Below are 19,385 nucleotides of genomic sequence, written 5' to 3' on the forward strand. Positions count from 1 at the left end.
TAAAAATATAGAGACGAAGTAAAATTCGCGATCCCACTCTAATTGGACTAAAATATTAATCCCACTCAGTTAAGACACTAAAAATGTCCTATCACTATAACGGGTGAACCCGGAGAATCCTACTCATATTCAGACTTCAACTCCAAAGGGCACTTTACATAAATTACCGTTGAAAAGTTCCCAGCTTCCTTTTCTCTCTGTAAACATCCTTTATGCTACTTTCCTTTTTCACTGTTTTTAATTCCTAGTGTTTTAATAAGGTTTATAAAAATATTATATTCTATGTACATAAAAAAAGTCAACACTTTTTAGGAATTTTCCATAAAAAGTGTCGACTTTTTATCTTATGACTTAATTTTTCTTTTTCCAAAGAGGATATAAGAATTCATCAATTAAATCATGAATTATTACTATTCCAACTAATTTTTCCTCTTCATCTACTACTGGTACAGAATTCAAATCATATTTTGCTGCAACTTCAATAGCTTCATTTATTTTATCTTCATGTCTTACACGAGACACTACTTCATCCATAATTTCTTTTATTTTTACATTGGACTCATTTATCACCAAATCTCTTAATGAAACTAGACCCTTGATCTGTTCTTCTTCATTTGTTATATACACATAATGAATAACCTCTTCATCTGGCTTCATTTCCTTTAGCATATCAATGGTTTCTCCAACAGTAATATCTAAATTTACGGATATAAATTCTTTACTCATTATACTACCAACAGTTTCATCTTCATATTGTAGAAGTTCTTTAACTTCATCAGCATCTTCTTTTTCTAAATTTACTAATATCTTTTCTCTTTCATCTTCGTCTAAATCATCTAATAAGTCGGCAATTTCATCATTAGGCATATTTTCTAATACTTCTACAGCTTTACTGTCAGATAATTCTTTAATTATAGTACCTTTATATTCTGAATCTATTTCTTCTAAAGTATCAGCTGCTAAATCCTCATCTAAAGATTCTAAAACCTGTTTTCTATAAGTTGCATCAAGATTTTCTAATATATCTGCAAGATCAGCTGGATGCAAAGTTGATAACTTTTTATATGGTACAGCTAATTTTAAATTATTATCTACCATTTCTAAAGACTCAACATCATCCCATCTTAAAACTTTATCTTCTAATTCTTTTCTCATTATTTTATAAAAAAATTTCATAATTCCAGCTATTTTTAGTCTTCTATATCTAGCTAATGGGCCTGTTTCAACACCAATAACTCTATATTCTCCTGCTATTCTTGCAATTCTTAAATCATTAACCCTGACTACTTGTTTTCCATTTATATCAACAATTTTTTTATCTAATAAATTTTCAGAAAGTAAATAACTATATCGCATAGGAAGTATTTCTTTACTCCCTCTTGTTTTTATCTTAAACTTTCCTTCTTTATTTGTAAATTCTATATACCTAAATTCATAGTGAAATGTAACACCATCTCTCTTTAGTTTATACCCGATCACTCTAGGATAGCCACCTTCTGTCGTTACATAAACATCTCTTAAATACCCTAAAACATCTCCAAATTCATCATAGACTTTTTTGTCTAAAACGCTTGTGTATAGAAATATAGATAATCCCATCATAGCTACGTCCTCCTAATTTGCACAGAAAGGAAGTCTTTAAATGAAACACCTATTTCTAAAGATAAATAATGCGTTTACTTGAGCCTTTTGAGTTTTATAATTCTAGACAAAAGACTTTCCTTCTGAATATATTTAGTTTTTTCTATATTAAAGTTAATATTCTGAGGTCCATCCTCCATCTTGTACACCACCCTTATATCAATTATCAATTATCAATTAACAGTTAAAAATTAATTACTTTTTATTATATGATGTTGCTAATTTTTCAAAATCTTATAGTACTTAATAATTTGATATAAAATTTCTTTAGTTTTCTTCAATTATTAGTACCCCTACTTATTATATTACATAGTCGCAAAAAGGCAATAAATTTTTCCACATAGATATTGTTTGTAAACTAATTATTGTTATGTTAATATACTTTAAGAATAAACTTTGAACAAATTTAATGAAAGAATTGGAGTTAATAATATATGAAACTTTGCAAGGAATTTTTACCTATTAGTAAAGAGGACTTAAAAAAAAGAAATATAGAACAGTTAGATTTTATTATTGTTTCTGGTGATGCTTATGTAGATCACCCTTCTTTTGGAACTGCTATTATAGGTAGAACGCTTGAAGCTCAAGGCTTTACAGTTGGAATCATTGCTCAGCCAAACTGGCATGATTGCGAGGATTTTAAAAAGCTTGGTAAACCTAAATATGGATTTTTAGTTAATTCAGGAAATATCGATTCTATGGTAAACCATTATACAGCTGCAAAGAAAATACGACGTGAAGATTTATACTCTCCTGGTGGTGAAGCTGGGCACAGACCAGATAGAGCTCTTATAGTTTATTGTAACAGAATAAGAGAAGCATATAAGGATACAGCTATAGCAATTGGTGGAATAGAAGCCAGCCTTAGACGTTTTGCCCACTATGATTATTGGGATAACAAGGTAAGAAGAAGTATCCTTGTTGATTCCAAAGCAGACTTGTTAATGTATGGAATGGGCGAAAAAACTGTAATTCAAATAGCCGAATTATTAAGATATGGAGCAAGTATTAAGAATATTACTACTGTTAGAGGCACTTGTTATTTAACTAAAGATATATCTGATATAAAAAATGCTGTTACTGTTCCTTCATTTGAAGAAGTATCTACTGATAAAAAAGCTTATGGTAAAGCTTATGAATTAGAATATTATGAACAAGATTCTATAAACGGAAGAACAATAATCCAACAATATGGAGATAGATACTTAGTTCAAAACCCACCTCAAGATGATTTAACTCAAGCTGAAATGGATATGACATATGATTTACCTTATACAAGAACTTATCATCCAATATATGAAGCAAAGGGTGGAATACCAGCAATAACAGAAGTTGAATTTTCAATAACAAGCCATAGAGGCTGCTTTGGCTCATGCTCCTTCTGCGCCTTAACCTTCCATCAAGGAAGAGTTATTCAAAACAGAGGACAGGAATCAATTATTGAAGAAGCAAAACTACTAACAACGTTACCTAACTTTAAAGGATATATACACGATATTGGTGGCCCTACTGCAAACTTTAGACATAGAGCCTGCAAAAAACAAATAGAACATGGTACATGCAAAAATAAACAATGTATGTTCCCTGCCCCATGTAAAAATTTAATTATAGATCATACTGAATATCTTTCATTATTAAAGAATGTGAGAAAACTTCCTGGAATAAAAAAGGTATTTGTCCGTTCTGGAATTAGATATGACTATCTTATACATGATAAAAACGACTCTTTCTTTAAGGAATTATGCGAACACCATATTAGCGGTCAATTAAAAGTTGCTCCAGAACATGTTGTTCCAAAAGTATTGAACCAAATGGGTAAACCTACAAGAGATGTATATGATAAATTTGTTAATAAGTATTTTCAAATAAATGAAAAGATTGGGAAGAAACAATTTTTAGTTCCTTATCTAATGTCTTCTCATCCTGGTTCTGACTTAAATGCTGCAATAGAACTTGCTGAGTATATAAAGAAAATGGGATATACTCCAGAGCAGGTACAGGATTTCTACCCTACACCTGGTAGTCTTTCAACTACAATTTATTATACTGGCTTTAATCCTCTAACTGGAGAAGAAGTTTATGTACCAAAAACTCCAGAAGAAAAGGAAATGCAAAGAGCTTTGATTCAATTTGCAGTGCCAAAAAATCATCAAAAAGTAAAAAAAGCTTTAGTTAAAGCTCACAGAGAAGATTTAATAGGTAATGGAAAAGACTGCTTAATAGGGTTTACTCCTGGAAAACTCGGGTATCAAGGAAAGCATAAAAATACAACTAAAACATCTACTGATAATGCTAATAAGAATAGTAATAGAACTCCAAATAAAAAATCAGCATCCGGAAAAAATACTAATTCAAAAAATAATTTTAGCTCTGCTACTGAAAAAAATGCCACTGCTAAAAATAGTCGAAATACAAATAGCAAGAATTCATCTCGTAAGAATAATAATACAAAAAAAAGAGTTCATTAATGGAACAGCTGTCTTATAAACATCATTAATTATAAGACAGCTATTTCTATATAATCGGATTCTAATACGCATTATTGGCGCATATTCTGAAGAATATTTATTCTTTTATTCTGGATATTTTAACTAAGCTTGTTTAAATAATTCAATATCTTTTCTAAATTTTATTTATTGTTCTGCCTCCGCAATTAAAGGCAATATTATTGAAAAACTACTTCCTTCATTTTCTTTTGACTTCACCTTAATAAAACCATTTTGCATAGAAATTATTTCTCTAGATAAGTAAAGGCCTATTCCTACTCCTTCTTCATTATCAGCATTTTTCCCACGATAAAACCTCTTAAATATATTATTAATTTCTGTATCCTTAATTCCTCTTCCATTATCTCTAATTTCTATCATAGTAAACATCCCAAACCGTTTAGTTGTTACGACTATCTTTCCATTAGTATCTGCATATTTAATTCCATTTTCAATAATATTAAAAACTGCTTCAGTGGTCCATTTCTCATCAATAAAAATCTCAATATCTTCCTCCACAATCAATTCAAGCTCAATATTTTTGATCTTTGCCTTCCCATACACTTGTTTTATTGCTCCTAAGCAAATATCATCCAAACTACATTGTTTAGGCTTCAGTGCAATAATACCACTTTCTAGACGTGACATCTTTATCATGCTTTCCATTAGAAAATCTAACTTTTCCAGCTGATTATTTATTATTGAAATAAATTCTTCTCTTTCATCATTAGATATATCCTTACTTTTTAAAAACTCACAATACATTTTTAAATTAGCAAAGGGGGTTTTTAACTGATGGGAGATATCTGAAATCAATGACTGAATTTCACCTTTTTCTTTACTTAATCTATTATTTTGTGACTTTAAGATTCCTGCTAATTTTGTGGTTTGATTTTGAAGCTTAGATAATAAATCATCATTTAAGACTGAAAATACTTCTTCTTCATTTCCATCTATAATTGTATTTATTAACTCTGTAAGTTTTTCTAAAACTGAACTAATATATTTATTTGTGAAAAATATTAATCCATTAAAGATACCAATTACTATTATTGAAAAACCTATACTCAATTTATTAACATTATCATCTCGAATTCCATATGTACAATATAATATGAATGCTAAACAAACAGCATATAATAAAATTGAAAAATAAATTATCTGCTTTTCTAATTTGTTCATCTATCCTCACTCCACATATATCCTATTCCAAAAACAGTGATTACATATTCAGGATTTTTAATATCCTCTTCAATTTTCTGTCTCAGACGCTTAACTGTTACGCTTAAAGAATTGGCATCAATAAATTCTCCATTAATATCCCAAAGTTTTTCTAAAATAGTTTCTCTCTTTAATACTTTTCCACAATTCTTTACAAGTAACTTTAAAAGCTTGTACTCTTTGGGTGTTAATTTAATAATTTCACTTTCCTTGGTTACTTCCATTTTATCAAAATTTATTTTAATAGCTCCACTCTTATATACATTTTCTTCTTTTACTTCACTTCTTCTTAATACTGCACTAATTCTTTGCTTTAAAATTTCAATAGAAAAGGGTTTTGAGATATAATCATCACAGCCTGCTTGAAATCCATTTACTATATCCTGCTCTGTATCATTAGCTGTTAAAAATAAAATAGGTATATCTGAATTTTCACGTATATCTTTACACAAATCCACTCCACTTTTATCTGGCAAATTAATATCTAATATTATTAAATCGATTTTATTTTCCGCCAACACTTCAACAGCTTCTCTATTATTAAAAACTGACCTTACATCATATCCATTTTGCTTCATTGAAAATGTAAGGCCCTTATTTAGTATCTTATCATCTTCAACTATTAGTATTACTGCCATTTTATCACCACCATTTTCCAATAATTATATCATATAATATATGTACCAAAAATAACAAGCCAGCAGATAACCTATATTGTTTAATGCAAACATAGGGATTACATCATTGACTTGTTATTTAATTTCAATAACTATTTGAATTCTATTCTAATTCTCTAAGCCTTTCCACAACACTTTTCTTATTTGCTGACTTATAGGCAATCAAAGGTATGATCAAACCAATCAAAAGTAATATTGGTGCTGCAATTATAAGAGGAAACATTACAAAGTTATATTTACAAAACCACATCTGCTCAGCAATAGCAGAAACAACTCCAAGTGATATTATAGATCCTAAAATAAAACTTACTAAAATTGTAGCTGCTGCATAAAAAGCACCTTCAAAATAAAGCATATTTTTAAGTTGCTTAGTGGTCATTCCAATACTCTGTAGCATTGCAAATTCTCTTTGCCTTGAAATAATACTTGTTAATATTGCATTTATAAAATTAAGTATCCCTATAACTCCAATAACAATTGAAAGCGCTCCACCAACAAGTGTAAACATATTTTTGAACTTACTAAAACTCTCTACATAAACTTGTTTCGATTCATAACTCATATCAGATTCTATATTATCAGTATAATTCTTAATATATTGTTCAGCTTCTTTAAGTCTTTCTTTGTCAACATTATACATATACGCCATAGTTAATGGCTCTTTTATCATTTTACAGAATTCAGTTGATGGCAGAATCATTTGAGGATAAAATTCATTATTTTCACTCCACGAATACCTTACAGTCATTGGGTGTTTCACTCCCACCTTTGCAATTATTTCATACTGTTTAACATTGCCATCTCCAAAATTTAAATTTACTTTTTCCCCAACATCATATTTTGATCTTTCTACATGGAATATTCCACTATCACCTGACTCAACAGCTTCAAAAATATAATTCCCACTTTTAAGCTTTTCTTTATTAATATCTCCCTCTAATACTACCATTTGCGATATAGGAAAATCATCAGCTCCATATAATTGAACATGTCTGTCTTTATTATTATAGTTTATACTTTTTTCACCAAAAGAATAATACATTCTACCGCCATCTTTATAATAATCCAATGCTTTAATATTCTTAATTAAACTTTCTGATACTACTTCATTATTATTATGAAATTTAGCTTTAAAATAATTTGCATGACCAACAAGAAAATCTGAAACTACACATCTAGATACATATTTATTCATATCAAAACTATTAGTAAATGTATATACTGAATTGAGCAGTATGATACTTAAGGACATAGATGCGATTACTATAATAGTCTTTTTCTTATTTCTTAGAATATTGTAAAGTGCCATTTTATAAACTTTAGTTCCATCAATTGATTTTCTAATTTTCTTTCTACTCTTCATTGAAACTTCATTATACTTTGTAGCCTCAACTGGCGAAACCGATGCTGCAATCTTTCCAGGTTTTTTACAGCTTATATAAACTGTGATTAATGAAAAAATGGCTGCTCCTATAAAAATACTTGGATTAAATGAAATATACGCCTTTTTAAAGTTTGTTACACTCATAATTGATGGCATCAATAAATTACCCATTACAAAACCTAATACTAATCCAATTGGTATTCCTATAAAAGAAAGTAAGAAAGCTTGATTTCTAATGATTTTTTTTATCTGCCTTGGTGTTGTACCTATCGTTTTTAAAAGACCAAAGCTGTGAATATCTTTTATTACTGAAATTTGAAAAATGTTATAAATAATAAGATAACCTGTTAAAATTATTAATATACTTACAGCTAATATTGGTAATATTAGCTCGCTGTTAGAATTAGTAGACATATATGCCCAATTTATACCTGTTGCTATATAATTTTGTGCACCTTCTTCATTACTATATCCACTATCTTTTAATACTTTATCCACATTTTCTTCAATACCAATACTATTTTTAAACATTACATCAAGATTCATATGTCCTGAATCTTCTGATATAAACTCTTTATTATTCAAGTTAATATTAGCAAGTTCTTTATCAATAAAAGGTTTTGATACCCATATCATACTAAATTGACTTGCTTTATCACTTTCATAAAATCCCGAAAGCACTAATTCTTTTGAACGTTTCTCACCTTGAACACTATAGTCAAACTTTATAGTTTTCCCTAGTTCATGAGGTATTCCTAAGAGATCAAGTACTTTTGTACTTGTAGCTACTTCATTTTCCATTTGTGGCATTTTGCCTACAGTTGGATAACTAAAATACATTTTCGCCATCTTATCTGTTGCATAACGAACTTCTGTATGATGTTTTAAAAATTCTTTATTTTCTCCGTTGCTTACCATAATAGAGTATCCAAAATCCTTAATAAGTGGATGTACTTTTATCTTATTAAGCTCCTCCTCATTAAGATACTTGAAAGTTGCATGAGCAGAGCCACCACTTTGACGCATTGTTTCCTTTTCTAGTGATTCCTTTATTCCAATTCCTATAGTAAAAAGTGATGTAAAAAGAAGAGTTGTAAGAGCAATGGCAACAACAGCAAATATATTTCGCAATTTATTAGCTTTCATTGTTTTTATTGTTAATTTGCGAATAACAGCACCATTATTATTTTTGAAAAACATCATTACCATTACCTCCTCACAATTTGCCCATCTTCAATATGAATAATTCTATCTGTCATTTGAGCAATTTCTTCATTGTGAGTTATCATAACCATAGTCTGATTAAATTCTTTACTAGTAGTCTTTAAAAGTCCTATTACCTCTAAACTTGTCTTGCTATCTAAATTTCCAGTAGGCTCATCAGCTAAAATAATAGCTGGTTTAGTTGCTAGTGCTCTTGCTATAGCGACTCTTTGCTGTTGTCCTCCTGAAAGATTGCTTGGCATATTATTTAGTTTTTCTGATAGTCCTAAAGTTTTTATAATATTATTAACAAATTTTTCATCTACTTTATTTCCATCTAACTCAATTGGTAATACAATATTTTCATAAACATTTAATACAGGTACTAAATTATAATTTTGAAATACAAAACCAATATTTCTTCTTCTGAAAATCGTAAGCTCATCATCACTCATTGAAAAAATATCTTTATTTCTAACAAGCACCTTTCCACTAGTTGCCCTGTCAAGACCACCAAGCATATGAAGAAGGGTACTCTTACCACTTCCTGATGTTCCAACAATTCCAATAAACTCTCCATCATCTATTTCAAGATTTACATTATCAAGAGCTTTAACAACATTAGGCTCTGTGCCATAATACTTTTTTAGCTCTTTTGTTTCTAATATACTCATTAATAAATTCCTCCATCAAATAAAACTTTCCATAAGAATGCGAATCCCTCATTTTCTATCCACATATCAAACAATTCAAAAAAGACCGTAAATTAATTTACAGTCTTATTTTACCATTCACTTCTTACATTCTAGTGACATCAACTTTATTTATTTAATGAAGATACCTTAAATCCACTTAAAGCCCAGTTCATAAGTACAAGGAATATCAAATCTCCAATCACTGAATAAGGAAAAACTCTTATTCCACCTAATATAATAATTTCTTCAGTCATTACAATTAAAATTGATATTATTATAAACCTTATCCCTTTTTTATTAGCAAACGGCCTGTCTAATAATATTACATTTAAAATCAATAATACTCCAAGTAAAATTAATGAAAATAAAAATAATATCATTTCTTTATCTATGCCTAATATAAAACCATATAAATAGCTTACTTGAACAGTTACTTTAGAAGTTTCCATTATAAAAACATAAATTATTCCTGCTAAAAAAGCTATAATATAACTTCCACTAAATTTTAAAGTTTCTGCCCTTAAATAAACATAAGTCACAGCTAGTATCATTAGTGGAATTGATATATGATCTAAAAATATTATTGGTTTTAAATAATATATTATAGTACTATTTTCTAGTATACATAAAAAGAACAAGGCTATATGCCTTAACAAAAATAATGTAATTACTATAGTTAAGTATATTTTTATTTTTTTAGGTGAAACCTCCAAATTTCTCTTTATAATAAAAATAGACAAAAAAATAATAAGTAACAAAAATAAATAATATGCAAAATTCACAAATTACGCTCCCAAAAACATTTCTGTTACTTATATTTATTATAACTTATTTTATTTTATACCTAAAAGTTTAATTCCACCCTTAATACATTTAATTCTTAAAGGAAAATCAGGACCTCTTTCTCCATCTATATCTGTAACTATATCTTCTGAAGATTCAATCAATACGTCATCTGTTTTAAAATAAACAACCTTATCTGAATCTAAATGTTCTCCCTTAAGAAGTTTTATGAATAGTGGCAATAGCTCTATTATTGCTATGGCTTTGAACATAACTACGTCTAATTTACCATCAGTTACTTCTGCTTCTGTTGCTAAATTAAGGTTTCCTGCTGTCTGTCCATTAAATACTAAAAGTAAATACATTTCCCCTTCGTAATTACATTCTTTAGATGATATCTTTACTTGTAATTTTCTAAAGTTAGGTAATTCTTCAAGTCCCTTTAAGTAATAAGCTAATTTACCCATAGTATTTTTTAAATTTACATCTGTTTTTTGAGAAATATCCGTAAACAGTCCTGTACTTGCTACATTTATAAAATACTTATCATTAATTTTTCCTACATCAACTGCTACTGGTTTTGAATCTAAAATTTGTTTGCAAGCTTCTTCTATATCTGCTGGCATGTTGATAAACTTTCCAAAATCATTTGCAGTTCCAACTGGCAATATTCCTATTGGCAAATTAACATTTCTTTGCTTCATAGCATTTACTAAAGAATCTACGGTGCCATCACCGCCAGCTATTAATATATAACTATATGTTTCATCAATTATATCTAAAGCTTCTGCTAAATCTCTTCCTTTTTGAATTCTATACGGAACAATTGTTAAATTTGCTTCCTGATGTAATCTTATAACATTATCTAATTCATTTACGATATTATTTTCACCTGAGTATGGGTTGTATATGAATCTAACCTTTTTCATAAATTAACCTGCCTCCCCAAATTTAATATTATTTCAATTATACGATTATATCATTTTCCATATTTAATGTCGATAACATAATCTTAATTAAATCTTAAACTTAATTTATCCCTTATATTATTTGCATTTATATGCTATAATAATTCATTGTAAGTATTTTTTATAATTTTAGGAGTGATTTTATGAGGAAAAGCTGTATTCCTAATGTATTTACCTTTATTAATTTATCATGTGGAGTAATGTCCATATTATCGGTAATGAACGGAAAGTTTGCATATGCAGGAGCATTTATATTATTAGCAGGATTAGTAGACAGATATGATGGAAGAATAGCCCGTTATTTAAATGTTTCCAGTGACTTAGGTAAAGAATTAGATTCCTTAGCTGATTTGGTATCTTTTGGCGTAGCGCCATCTATATTAGTATATATATTATTTAAATTTCAATCCTTTGGACCATATGGATTGTTTGGTTTGGCTATTCTATTAACCTTTCCAATTTGTGGTGCATTTAGATTGGCTAGATTTAATACTGCACAATTTGATGGTTCTTTTACTGGTGTTCCAATAACAATAGTTGGATGCTTTATGGCCCTTTTTTCATTACTTACGCTTAATATAAGTGGGACAATGTCACCTTATATTGTTGCCCTTTTAATGATTTTAGGTTCATATTTGATGGTAAGTAAACTTAAATTGAAAAAAATATAAGGTGATAATTATAAAAAGCTCTGTCTATATAATGCTTTAAATGACAGAGCTTTTTTATTTTTAAATCTATAAATATTTGTGAACCCCTATACTTTAACATTCTCTCAACTCAGAATTTTGAAAATTCAACTCATTATCTATTTCTGTGAAAATTTTATCTTTTTCTGTACTTATTGTAATATAATCATTTTTTATCTTACAATATTTTAAATATGAGCCTTCACATTTATCCAATGTAATTATTAATTTATCTATTAATTCACCAAGTTGTTCAACTCTCTCTAAAGCATTTTTAACATCACTTTTCTTGGCAATATCAATATTATATAATTCTGATGCTCCCCCAATAAGCAGTCTATAAGCATCTACATAGTTTTTTAGCAATATACTTAAATTTGCTATATCCTCGTACTGCCTTTTAGCTAAATCATCAAATTTCATAACTAATCCTTTATTAAAATTCTTGTTACATTAAGTTTTAATTTTATAGTTTTAATCATCTTTACTACTAACTTTATATAGCTGATGTTTCACTTATAGCATATTCCTCATCTATATCATTTAATATGGTTTTTGTATGACCGTTATCATCATTTTCATTAGTTATATCATATTTATTATGTCCATATTCTTTGTATTTATTTTTCTCTTTACCATTCATATTTTCTAAATCCATTTTGGTAACATGCCAGTTATTCCCTATTGTTAATATATCCCTTTCATTTTCTGTTTCATTTCTTTCCTGCATCAAATCTTCATCAACAACAATTGGTACTATAAAATCTTCTGGATATTCAAAAATCATATATCTGCCCCCTACTTGCAATACCTGCTATCCAGCTTCTTAAAGTATGATCTTGGATATCTGCATAACGGACATCTCATTGGAGCTTCTTTTCCTTCATAAATATATCCACAGTTTAAGCACAACCATTCTTCTTCTCTATCAGACTTAAACATTTTTCCTTCCTTAAGCCTTTTAGCCATTTCTAAAAATCTCTCTTTATGATGGTCTTCTACTTCTTGAAGTTCTTTGTAAAAATCTGCAATTTCATCAAAACCTTCTTCTCTTGCTATCTCTTCAAATTCTTTATATATAACTTTACTTTCCTCTGACTCTCCTATTGCTGCTTCTATCAAATTATTTTTTGTGCTGCTTATTCTATCTAAAAATCTTCTATATACTTCTCTTGCATGAGCTTTTTCATTTCCAGCTGTTTCATCAAATATCTCCCCAACATACATGAAACCTTCTTCTCTTGCCTTATCAGCATAAAAGGAATATTTATTTCTGGCTCTCGACTCTCCTGCAAATGTTTTAAATAAATTTTTTTCAGTCTTGCTGCCTTTTAAGTTCATCATGATCTCCAAAATATTATTTTCTTACATAAACAAAATATTCATTTTGCTTAATTTTTGTTACCCCTTAACAAATTTATAGATAATGGTGATCATCAAAATTATCTATTATGAAAAATGAGCTTTAAATTTATAATTGCAGCATTGATGCTCTTTTATAAAAATAATATTTAGCTAAATTAAGTCACTGTTATCTTTTTATCTTGATTGCATATTAATATTACGTCCTGTTTATCGTTGGATTTAGTAATCAATTTAACATCATGTCCCCAAAGTTCTTGAACATACTTTAAAGTTTCTTTAGCATAAGAAATATCCAAAGCTCTACCATCAAAAATATTTTCTAATGTCAAAGTATAATTTTTCTTATTTAGATCTATAACCCTAATACATGGTATATTTCCCATACCAGCCGTATAAGAAAGTGTATCCCTTATAACTTTCCAGCCATCTTCATCTGCTATTTCCTCAATAATAGTATCAAAAGTCCTTATATTATATTGAAATAAATTTAATTCATTACATAATTCTTGTGTTAAGTAACGCCTTAAGAATGATGAATCTCTCTCCACTTCTCTAACTTCAAATATTTTTTCTTTTCCATATCTTTTTTCGATATCCTCAAATATTTTGAAACCAATATAATAAGGATTTAAACCACCTATAGCTGGAGCTATAACATCATTATGTCTTTTTAAAAATTCAAAATGAAGTTCCTGTGGCAGTTCTAACTGTTTTAAAATATTATAATGTGTATAACTTGCCCACCCTTCATTCATTATTTTTGTTTCAATTTGAGGAATAAAATATTCTGTTTCTCTTTTAACTATTTTTAATATAGTTTTTTGCCATTCCTCTAACTGCCCATACTCTATAATAAAACCAATAAGATCATCTACAGGTTCTAATGGGGTTTTCTCTAAGTCTGGTAATTTTATTTCTTCATGAAAATCTAAAATACCTCTTTTCTCTTTTTTCTTTTCATATTCTTTTAATATATCTTCTTTAATCTCATTATTTGATAATTCTTTAACTCCAATATTTCTTTTAGATTGAAATCTTATAGCGTGACCAGCATCTAATATTCTTTCTACTTCGCTATATCCTATACTTGGATCATCAATACATTCTCTTATTATTTTTGCATCTAAATTAAACATTTCTAAAGTATATTTGGCATTAGTCCCTTCCTTAAACAGTCTGTTATTTTTAAAAAAATCATTGTGTCCATATACATGAGCCATTGTTAGTATTTGAAGAAGCAAAGTGTTATCCTTCATTAAATATGCTAGACATGGATCTGAATTAATTACCATTTCATAAGGAAGACCTGTTAGATTTAAAGAATATAATGTTTTATTCTTTTCATAAGCTTTTCCAAAACTCCAGTGCGGATATCTTGAGGGCATTCCAACATAAGCTTCATAACCTATCATTTCATTAAAACCTATAATTTCAAATTCCTGAGGATAAAAATCCAATCCATATTCAATAACTTTTTTTTCAACTTTTTCATTCCAACTTTCAATTTCTCTAAGACTATAATTCAATTTTCTAGGCCTCCTTTGCAACAAATTCGAAAGTAAAACTATTCAGGTGGAACTTTACATTCCACCTGAAAATAGCTACTTATCCTTTTGCTAAATACCTGCTAATCTTAAAATAAGCTAGCTTTAAGCAATAAATATTTATGTGCCTAATTCCTTCCTAAGCATTGTTTTAAGAGCTTCCCATAAATCCTTCTTTTCTTTTATGATTACAGGTACAAACTTTTCATTAGTTATTTCTTTTTTAAATTTATGGTACATTGTTGTTGTGTATGTCGATGGTAAAAGCTCTGCGTAACCAAACATATTACTAACTTCGCATATATTTTTAACAGCAATAACAGCTTTTTCATTATCTTCTGACCAATTATCTCCATCGCTAGCATATATACTATATATATTCCATGCTGCTGGCGGATATTTTTCTTCAATTAGATTTAATGCCTCATTAATTCCACTTGATATATAGGTACCGCCTGATTCTGATTTATGAAAAAATTCATATTCATCTACACGTTTCGCCACTGTAGTATGATATATAAATTCGAAAGCAATATTGTTGTATTTCCTCTTTAAAAAACTAGCTAAGACAAAGAAATATGATCTTGCTAAATATTTCTTTGTTATATCCATTGAACCCGAAGCATCCATAATAAATAGCATAACCGCATTACTATCCTTCTTAGGCTTCATCTTAACCCTATAGTATTTTAAATCTTCCTCTCTAAAAGGGAACCTATCTAAATTTTCTTCACTTTCAAGTTCCCTTAAAGCTCTTTTCTTTCCTTGCTTTCTTGCAATCTTAGACATAACTGTTTTTTTCTTTGCAAGTCTTGGCCTTATTCCATAGGACTGATAGCCTCTTTTTTTTCCACTTGTTTCAGTAATTATTTCAGAATATTTCTTTTCATCTAAATTAGGTAAATTCAAATCTTCTGAAATATAATCCATTAATTCTTCAAGAGTGATTTCTGTTTCATAAACGTCATCACCTTCATCATTTCCAGCCCCTTGATTTCCTTTAGCCAGCTTTTTATTTCCATTCCCTAATTTTTCTCCTCTTTTTTCATCTCCAACACCACTTGCAACGCCCTTTGAGTTTTTTCCATAAATAAATTGATATTCCTTTATTCCTTTGATTGGAATCTTAAATTTTTTATTCTTGCTTTCACCTACAATACTTTCTTCTGATAGTATATCTCCCAGGTTTTCTTTAATTGATTTTTCTACAAGCTGCCTATGCCTTCTTCTATCTTCTATGGACCTATCGTGATCTACTTGATTTTTAGTGTAATCCCTAAATATTGCCATAAATTATTCTAATCTCTCCATAAATTATTTGCTGCATATTTCAAGATCACATCACAGCAATGAGAACAGTATCCATTTCTTCTCATCTCTTCTACCATAGAATCATATTTTTCAGCTTGTTCTTTATCTCTAACTTTAGATCTAGTTATAATTCTTGATAAATCTTTAACTGAAACCGTTAATTTCTTTTCTATAGCTTCCTTTAAAGGCTCATAGGAAGTATAGTCTAATTGTCCACCATTTCTAACTATATAAAACATATATGATGTAACATCTGATCTAAATCCCTTAGACGATGCAGCATAAACTCCTATTTGTTCTTCTATACTTCGCATGAAATCTTCATCAGGATTTAATTCTTCTCCTGTAGAGACATCTTTTATCTTACTCTTATTCACATAAGCCTCTGCATTGTCTATATAATTGTTAAACAAACTTTCTGCTTGTTCTCTAAACGAGTGTATAAAGGCTTTTGTGATTTCTCTTTCAAGAATTTTATTATATTCTTTTCTAATATTATCTTGAATAAACGCTAAATACCTCTTCTTATCATCTGCTGCAATATCAAGTTCCTTAACTGATCTAATCATACTTTCCATTATGCTTAATGGATTTATACAATCATATCCTGATTCAGAAAGTGCATTATCAATAGTTTTAATAATAAATCTCGTACTAATTCCCTTCATACCTTCATATTGACCTGCTTCTTCACGAAGTTCTCCAATATCAATCTTCTTTGTTGTTCCCTTCTCAACAATTTCTTCTCCATTGTAAATTTTTAGCTTAGTCATAGCATCTGCCTTTGCTGAAGGTGTAAGTCTTGAAAGTATTGCAAACATTGCTGCAATTTCGATAGTGTGCGGCGCTATATGTGCTTTAAAATTACTCTTCTTCAATATTTTTTCATATATTTTTACTTCTTCATCAAGCTCTAAACAATAAGGAACTTCTACCTTCACTATTCTATCTAATATAGCTTCATTAGTATGATCTGACTTAAATTTATTCCATTCAGCTTCATTTGAATGAGCAGCTATTACTCCATCAAAATAAATCATAGAGCCTTTACCTGGTGATGGTATAGATTTTTCCTGAGTTGCAGTAATTATTGTATGAAGATATTCAACATCATTTTTAAATACTTCTATAAATTCAACAAGTCCACGGTTACCAACATTAAATGCACCATTTAGTGAAAATATTCTTGGATCATCCTCTGAATATAAATCCATCTTAGATATATCAATTGATCCTGTTAAGATTGAAGTATCTTGATTATTGGGATCAACTGGTGGTACAACTCCAATCCCTTTTCTTGATCTAATAGAAAATTCCACTTGTTCAACTGGGAAATCTTCATAAATTCCCTTAAGTTCATGATTGAGTCGATATTTACATACAGGGCATAAATCACCTTCAATCTGAACATCAAGCATTTCTTCAAATTTAGGTCTTAAATGCCTTGGGATAAGATGAAGCGGTTCTTCATGCATTGGGCAGCCCTTTAATGCAAACACTGGTTCACAATCCACTAATGCAGACTTTAAACTTTCAACTATAGAAGATTTACCGGCTCCAACAGGTCCTACAAGATATAATACCTGCCTTGCTTCTTCCCCCTTCATTGCTGCTGATTTAAAGTAACTTACAAGCTTCATAATAACTTTATCAATACCATAAAATTCATCCCTAAAAAATCCATATTTTCTTATTGTGTCATTACCATAAATTTTACGAACCCTTGGATTCTCTTCTGCCTTTAGTTCTTCTACACCTTTACTAATTATCATTTCATATATTCTTTTATGTGCAAGTTTAACAGCCTCTGGATTCTCCTTAACAATATTTAAATAATCTAAGAAGCTTCCTTCAAATTTTTGGGTGTTACACTTTTCTCTATCTGTTTCTATAAATTCTCTAAAGTTCATACTCATAAACACTCCTCCTCCCTTATACCTAAAATATATTCAATTACGCAAAGGCATTATGACTACTTTTTTCAAATAGTTATTATCATTCAATTAAATATTTGAAAATAAAAAAAGATTATAGAATTTTTTATCATCCTATAATCTTCATTATTTTCTCTATTAAAAATTTATACCATCTGCCCACTTTAATGTTTCTAAGTAAATTTCAGGAATACTATTCATATCTACATTTACTTCCTTAGCGTATTCTCCAGCATCTTCCCAATTACCTTTTCCATAGCTTATTGATAATTTTAAAATTAAATTAATTATATTTCCTTCTTTAATCAATCCATCCTTTACTTCCTCTGAAATATATAAATCTTTAATAATTATTTCCATAGGAGAATTTAAAATAGCATCCATAACTGAAAATAATCCTACTATATAAGCAGAAAATGATTTTTCATGATAATTATAAGTATTGCATATTAATTCACAAAAACGAGCTCTTTGTAAAGATATTTTTATCAATTCATTAGCATTTTCTTCTTTTAAATCGTTTAACAACACAACATAAAGCCATTTTACAATTTCTTTTTTCCCTAAAAATGCAATTGCATATTTTATAGAAGTCATATCACTTTTCATGCAGTATGCAGATGACTTTAATATTTTTGTTAACTTATAAGATAATCCTACATCCTTAAGTATTAGTGCTTCTAATTTTGAAAACTCAAAATCCTTTTGATTAATTAATCTAAAAATTTCTAAGGCTGTGTGCTTATTAGAAGGAATACTTTTAGCTGACATAATAACTGGTTTGCTAAAGTAATATCCTTGAAAATATGAATAACCTAAAGTAAGTGCCTCGTTATATTCTTCCATGGTTTCAACTTTCTCAGCTAAAAACTTTATATTCTTATTTATTTTTAATAAATCAAATATCTTCTTACGTTCAATTCCTTTGCTTATTATAAAATCAACTTTAATAATATCTATTAATTTTACTAATTCCGTATATTTTTTATCAAATACGAAATCATCTAAAGCTAAAATAAAACCTCTTGCTTTAAGTTTTTTACAAGCATTTATGACTTCCTTTGTCGGTTCTATGGTCTCTAAAATTTCTATTACTACATCATTATTTGGAAGTATTGTAGCTATCTCTTCTTTTATTAGCTTTTCTGTAAAATTTATAAATACCTTTTTGTCATCGCTAACAGATTTAAAATCAAACTCGTAAAATGAATTTGCTATAACCTTCAGTGTCGCTTTATCCCCATCAACACTATTATAAACATTCTCATGGCCATTTCTAAATAAAAGCTCATAAGCTATGACATTTTTATTCCTATCAAAAATAGGCTGCCTAGCCAAAAAAATATGCATAATGTTTTCCCCTCTCTATAATAACCCTTTATATTAATAAAAATATTTAATACTTCTATTTAATATTATACTTTAATATATGCTAATTCAACATATTTTTTATATTTCGGCACAATTTTCCATCACATTTCTTC

At 28.8% G+C, this 19,385-nt stretch carries 16 protein-coding genes and 1 other annotated feature; of the genes, 2 read left to right on the forward strand and 14 right to left on the reverse strand.

Features of this window, described 5'->3' with window-relative positions; translation table 11 throughout:
• Window positions 1-6: 6 nt before the first annotated feature.
• Window positions 7-241: a binding site (T-box leader), on the reverse strand.
• Window positions 242-351: 110 nt separating this feature from the next.
• Window positions 352-1,602, reverse strand: coding sequence for a CBS domain-containing protein (locus GXK56_RS10385; protein ID WP_202127859.1), 1,251 nt, complete (start codon window positions 1,600-1,602; stop codon window positions 352-354).
• Between the two features lie 473 nt (window positions 1,603-2,075).
• Between GXK56_RS10385 and GXK56_RS10390 the strand changes: the two genes are divergently transcribed.
• Entirely contained in the window at window positions 2,076-4,109 is a 2,034-nt protein-coding gene (locus GXK56_RS10390) for a YgiQ family radical SAM protein (protein ID WP_160687392.1), read from the forward strand.
• A 165-nt stretch (window positions 4,110-4,274) separates the two neighbouring features.
• Here the strand turns inward: GXK56_RS10390 and GXK56_RS10395 are convergent, their stop codons facing one another.
• From GXK56_RS10395 to GXK56_RS10420, 6 genes are all read right to left on the reverse strand, one after another.
• Window positions 4,275-5,309: a HAMP domain-containing sensor histidine kinase gene (locus GXK56_RS10395; RefSeq protein WP_160687393.1), complete on the reverse strand. Its 1,035-nt coding sequence runs from the start codon at window positions 5,307-5,309 to the stop codon at window positions 4,275-4,277.
• Window positions 5,306-5,986: a response regulator transcription factor gene (locus tag GXK56_RS10400; protein ID WP_160687394.1), complete on the reverse strand. Its 681-nt coding sequence runs from the start codon at window positions 5,984-5,986 to the stop codon at window positions 5,306-5,308. The genes GXK56_RS10395 and GXK56_RS10400 overlap by 4 nt, the downstream gene beginning before the upstream one ends.
• A gap of 142 nt (window positions 5,987-6,128) precedes the next feature.
• A complete protein-coding gene (locus tag GXK56_RS10405; RefSeq protein WP_243156077.1) occupies window positions 6,129-8,612 on the reverse strand; it encodes an ABC transporter permease in 2,484 nt (827 codons plus the stop codon).
• A gap of 5 nt (window positions 8,613-8,617) precedes the next feature.
• A complete protein-coding gene (locus GXK56_RS10410) occupies window positions 8,618-9,286 on the reverse strand; it encodes an ABC transporter ATP-binding protein (RefSeq protein ID WP_160687395.1) in 669 nt (222 codons plus the stop codon).
• A 146-nt stretch (window positions 9,287-9,432) separates the two neighbouring features.
• On the reverse strand, window positions 9,433-10,089 hold the full coding sequence (locus GXK56_RS10415; RefSeq protein WP_160687396.1) for a hypothetical protein: 657 nt from the start codon (window positions 10,087-10,089) through the stop codon (window positions 9,433-9,435).
• A 51-nt stretch (window positions 10,090-10,140) separates the two neighbouring features.
• Window positions 10,141-11,019 (reverse strand): YegS/Rv2252/BmrU family lipid kinase, encoded by an 879-nt coding sequence (locus GXK56_RS10420; protein WP_160687397.1) that lies wholly within the window; start codon window positions 11,017-11,019, stop codon window positions 10,141-10,143.
• A 182-nt stretch (window positions 11,020-11,201) separates the two neighbouring features.
• Here GXK56_RS10420 and pssA point away from each other — a divergent pair, with 182 nt between their 5' ends.
• Window positions 11,202-11,729: a CDP-diacylglycerol--serine O-phosphatidyltransferase gene (gene pssA, locus GXK56_RS10425; protein WP_160687398.1), complete on the forward strand. Its 528-nt coding sequence runs from the start codon at window positions 11,202-11,204 to the stop codon at window positions 11,727-11,729.
• Window positions 11,730-11,822: 93 nt separating this feature from the next.
• Here the strand turns inward: pssA and GXK56_RS10430 are convergent, their stop codons facing one another.
• From GXK56_RS10430 to GXK56_RS10460, 7 genes are all read right to left on the reverse strand, one after another.
• Complete coding sequence (locus tag GXK56_RS10430; RefSeq protein WP_160687399.1) at window positions 11,823-12,170, reverse strand: hypothetical protein; 348 nt, start codon at window positions 12,168-12,170, stop codon at window positions 11,823-11,825.
• A 73-nt stretch (window positions 12,171-12,243) separates the two neighbouring features.
• On the reverse strand, window positions 12,244-12,534 hold the full coding sequence (locus GXK56_RS10435) for a hypothetical protein (protein ID WP_160687400.1): 291 nt from the start codon (window positions 12,532-12,534) through the stop codon (window positions 12,244-12,246).
• Between the two features lie 11 nt (window positions 12,535-12,545).
• Window positions 12,546-13,088, reverse strand: a complete 543-nt coding sequence (locus GXK56_RS10440) for a rubrerythrin family protein (RefSeq protein WP_160687451.1) — start codon at window positions 13,086-13,088, stop codon at window positions 12,546-12,548.
• A gap of 179 nt (window positions 13,089-13,267) precedes the next feature.
• Window positions 13,268-14,638, reverse strand: a complete 1,371-nt coding sequence (locus GXK56_RS10445; RefSeq protein ID WP_160687401.1) for a SpoVR family protein — start codon at window positions 14,636-14,638, stop codon at window positions 13,268-13,270.
• A 138-nt stretch (window positions 14,639-14,776) separates the two neighbouring features.
• Window positions 14,777-15,946 carry a YeaH/YhbH family protein gene (locus GXK56_RS10450; protein ID WP_160687402.1) on the reverse strand — a complete coding sequence of 390 codons (1,170 nt, stop codon included), beginning with the start codon at window positions 15,944-15,946 and terminating at the stop codon, window positions 14,777-14,779.
• Window positions 15,947-15,954: 8 nt separating this feature from the next.
• Window positions 15,955-17,877 carry a PrkA family serine protein kinase gene (locus GXK56_RS10455; RefSeq protein WP_160687452.1) on the reverse strand — a complete coding sequence of 641 codons (1,923 nt, stop codon included), beginning with the start codon at window positions 17,875-17,877 and terminating at the stop codon, window positions 15,955-15,957.
• Window positions 17,878-18,039: 162 nt separating this feature from the next.
• On the reverse strand, window positions 18,040-19,251 hold the full coding sequence (locus GXK56_RS10460; RefSeq protein ID WP_160687403.1) for an EAL domain-containing protein: 1,212 nt from the start codon (window positions 19,249-19,251) through the stop codon (window positions 18,040-18,042).
• Between the last annotated feature and the right edge of the window lie 134 nt (window positions 19,252-19,385).

It is taken from the genome of Clostridium sp. C2-6-12, assembly GCF_009928485.1.
Lineage (GTDB): Bacteria > Bacillota > Clostridia > Clostridiales > Clostridiaceae > Clostridium.

Coding starts and splice junctions, on each gene's coding strand:
- GXK56_RS10385 (WP_202127859.1), bottom strand. CDS start 1,602: ATGATGGGATTATCTATATTTCTATACACAAGCGTTTTAGACAAAAAA.
- GXK56_RS10390 (WP_160687392.1), top strand. CDS start 2,076: ATGAAACTTTGCAAGGAATTTTTACCTATTAGTAAAGAGGACTTAAAA.
- GXK56_RS10420 (WP_160687397.1), bottom strand. CDS start 11,019: ATGAAAAAGGTTAGATTCATATACAACCCATACTCAGGTGAAAATAAT.
- GXK56_RS10435 (WP_160687400.1), bottom strand. CDS start 12,534: ATGATTTTTGAATATCCAGAAGATTTTATAGTACCAATTGTTGTTGAT.
- GXK56_RS10450 (WP_160687402.1), bottom strand. CDS start 15,946: ATGGCAATATTTAGGGATTACACTAAAAATCAAGTAGATCACGATAGG.
- pssA (WP_160687398.1), top strand. CDS start 11,202: ATGAGGAAAAGCTGTATTCCTAATGTATTTACCTTTATTAATTTATCA.
- GXK56_RS10440 (WP_160687451.1), bottom strand. CDS start 13,088: ATGAACTTAAAAGGCAGCAAGACTGAAAAAAATTTATTTAAAACATTT.
- GXK56_RS10395 (WP_160687393.1), bottom strand. CDS start 5,309: ATGAACAAATTAGAAAAGCAGATAATTTATTTTTCAATTTTATTATAT.
- GXK56_RS10405 (WP_243156077.1), bottom strand. CDS start 8,612: ATGATGTTTTTCAAAAATAATAATGGTGCTGTTATTCGCAAATTAACA.
- GXK56_RS10430 (WP_160687399.1), bottom strand. CDS start 12,170: ATGAAATTTGATGATTTAGCTAAAAGGCAGTACGAGGATATAGCAAAT.
- GXK56_RS10400 (WP_160687394.1), bottom strand. CDS start 5,986: ATGGCAGTAATACTAATAGTTGAAGATGATAAGATACTAAATAAGGGC.
- GXK56_RS10460 (WP_160687403.1), bottom strand. CDS start 19,251: ATGCATATTTTTTTGGCTAGGCAGCCTATTTTTGATAGGAATAAAAAT.
- GXK56_RS10455 (WP_160687452.1), bottom strand. CDS start 17,877: ATGAACTTTAGAGAATTTATAGAAACAGATAGAGAAAAGTGTAACACC.
- GXK56_RS10410 (WP_160687395.1), bottom strand. CDS start 9,286: ATGAGTATATTAGAAACAAAAGAGCTAAAAAAGTATTATGGCACAGAG.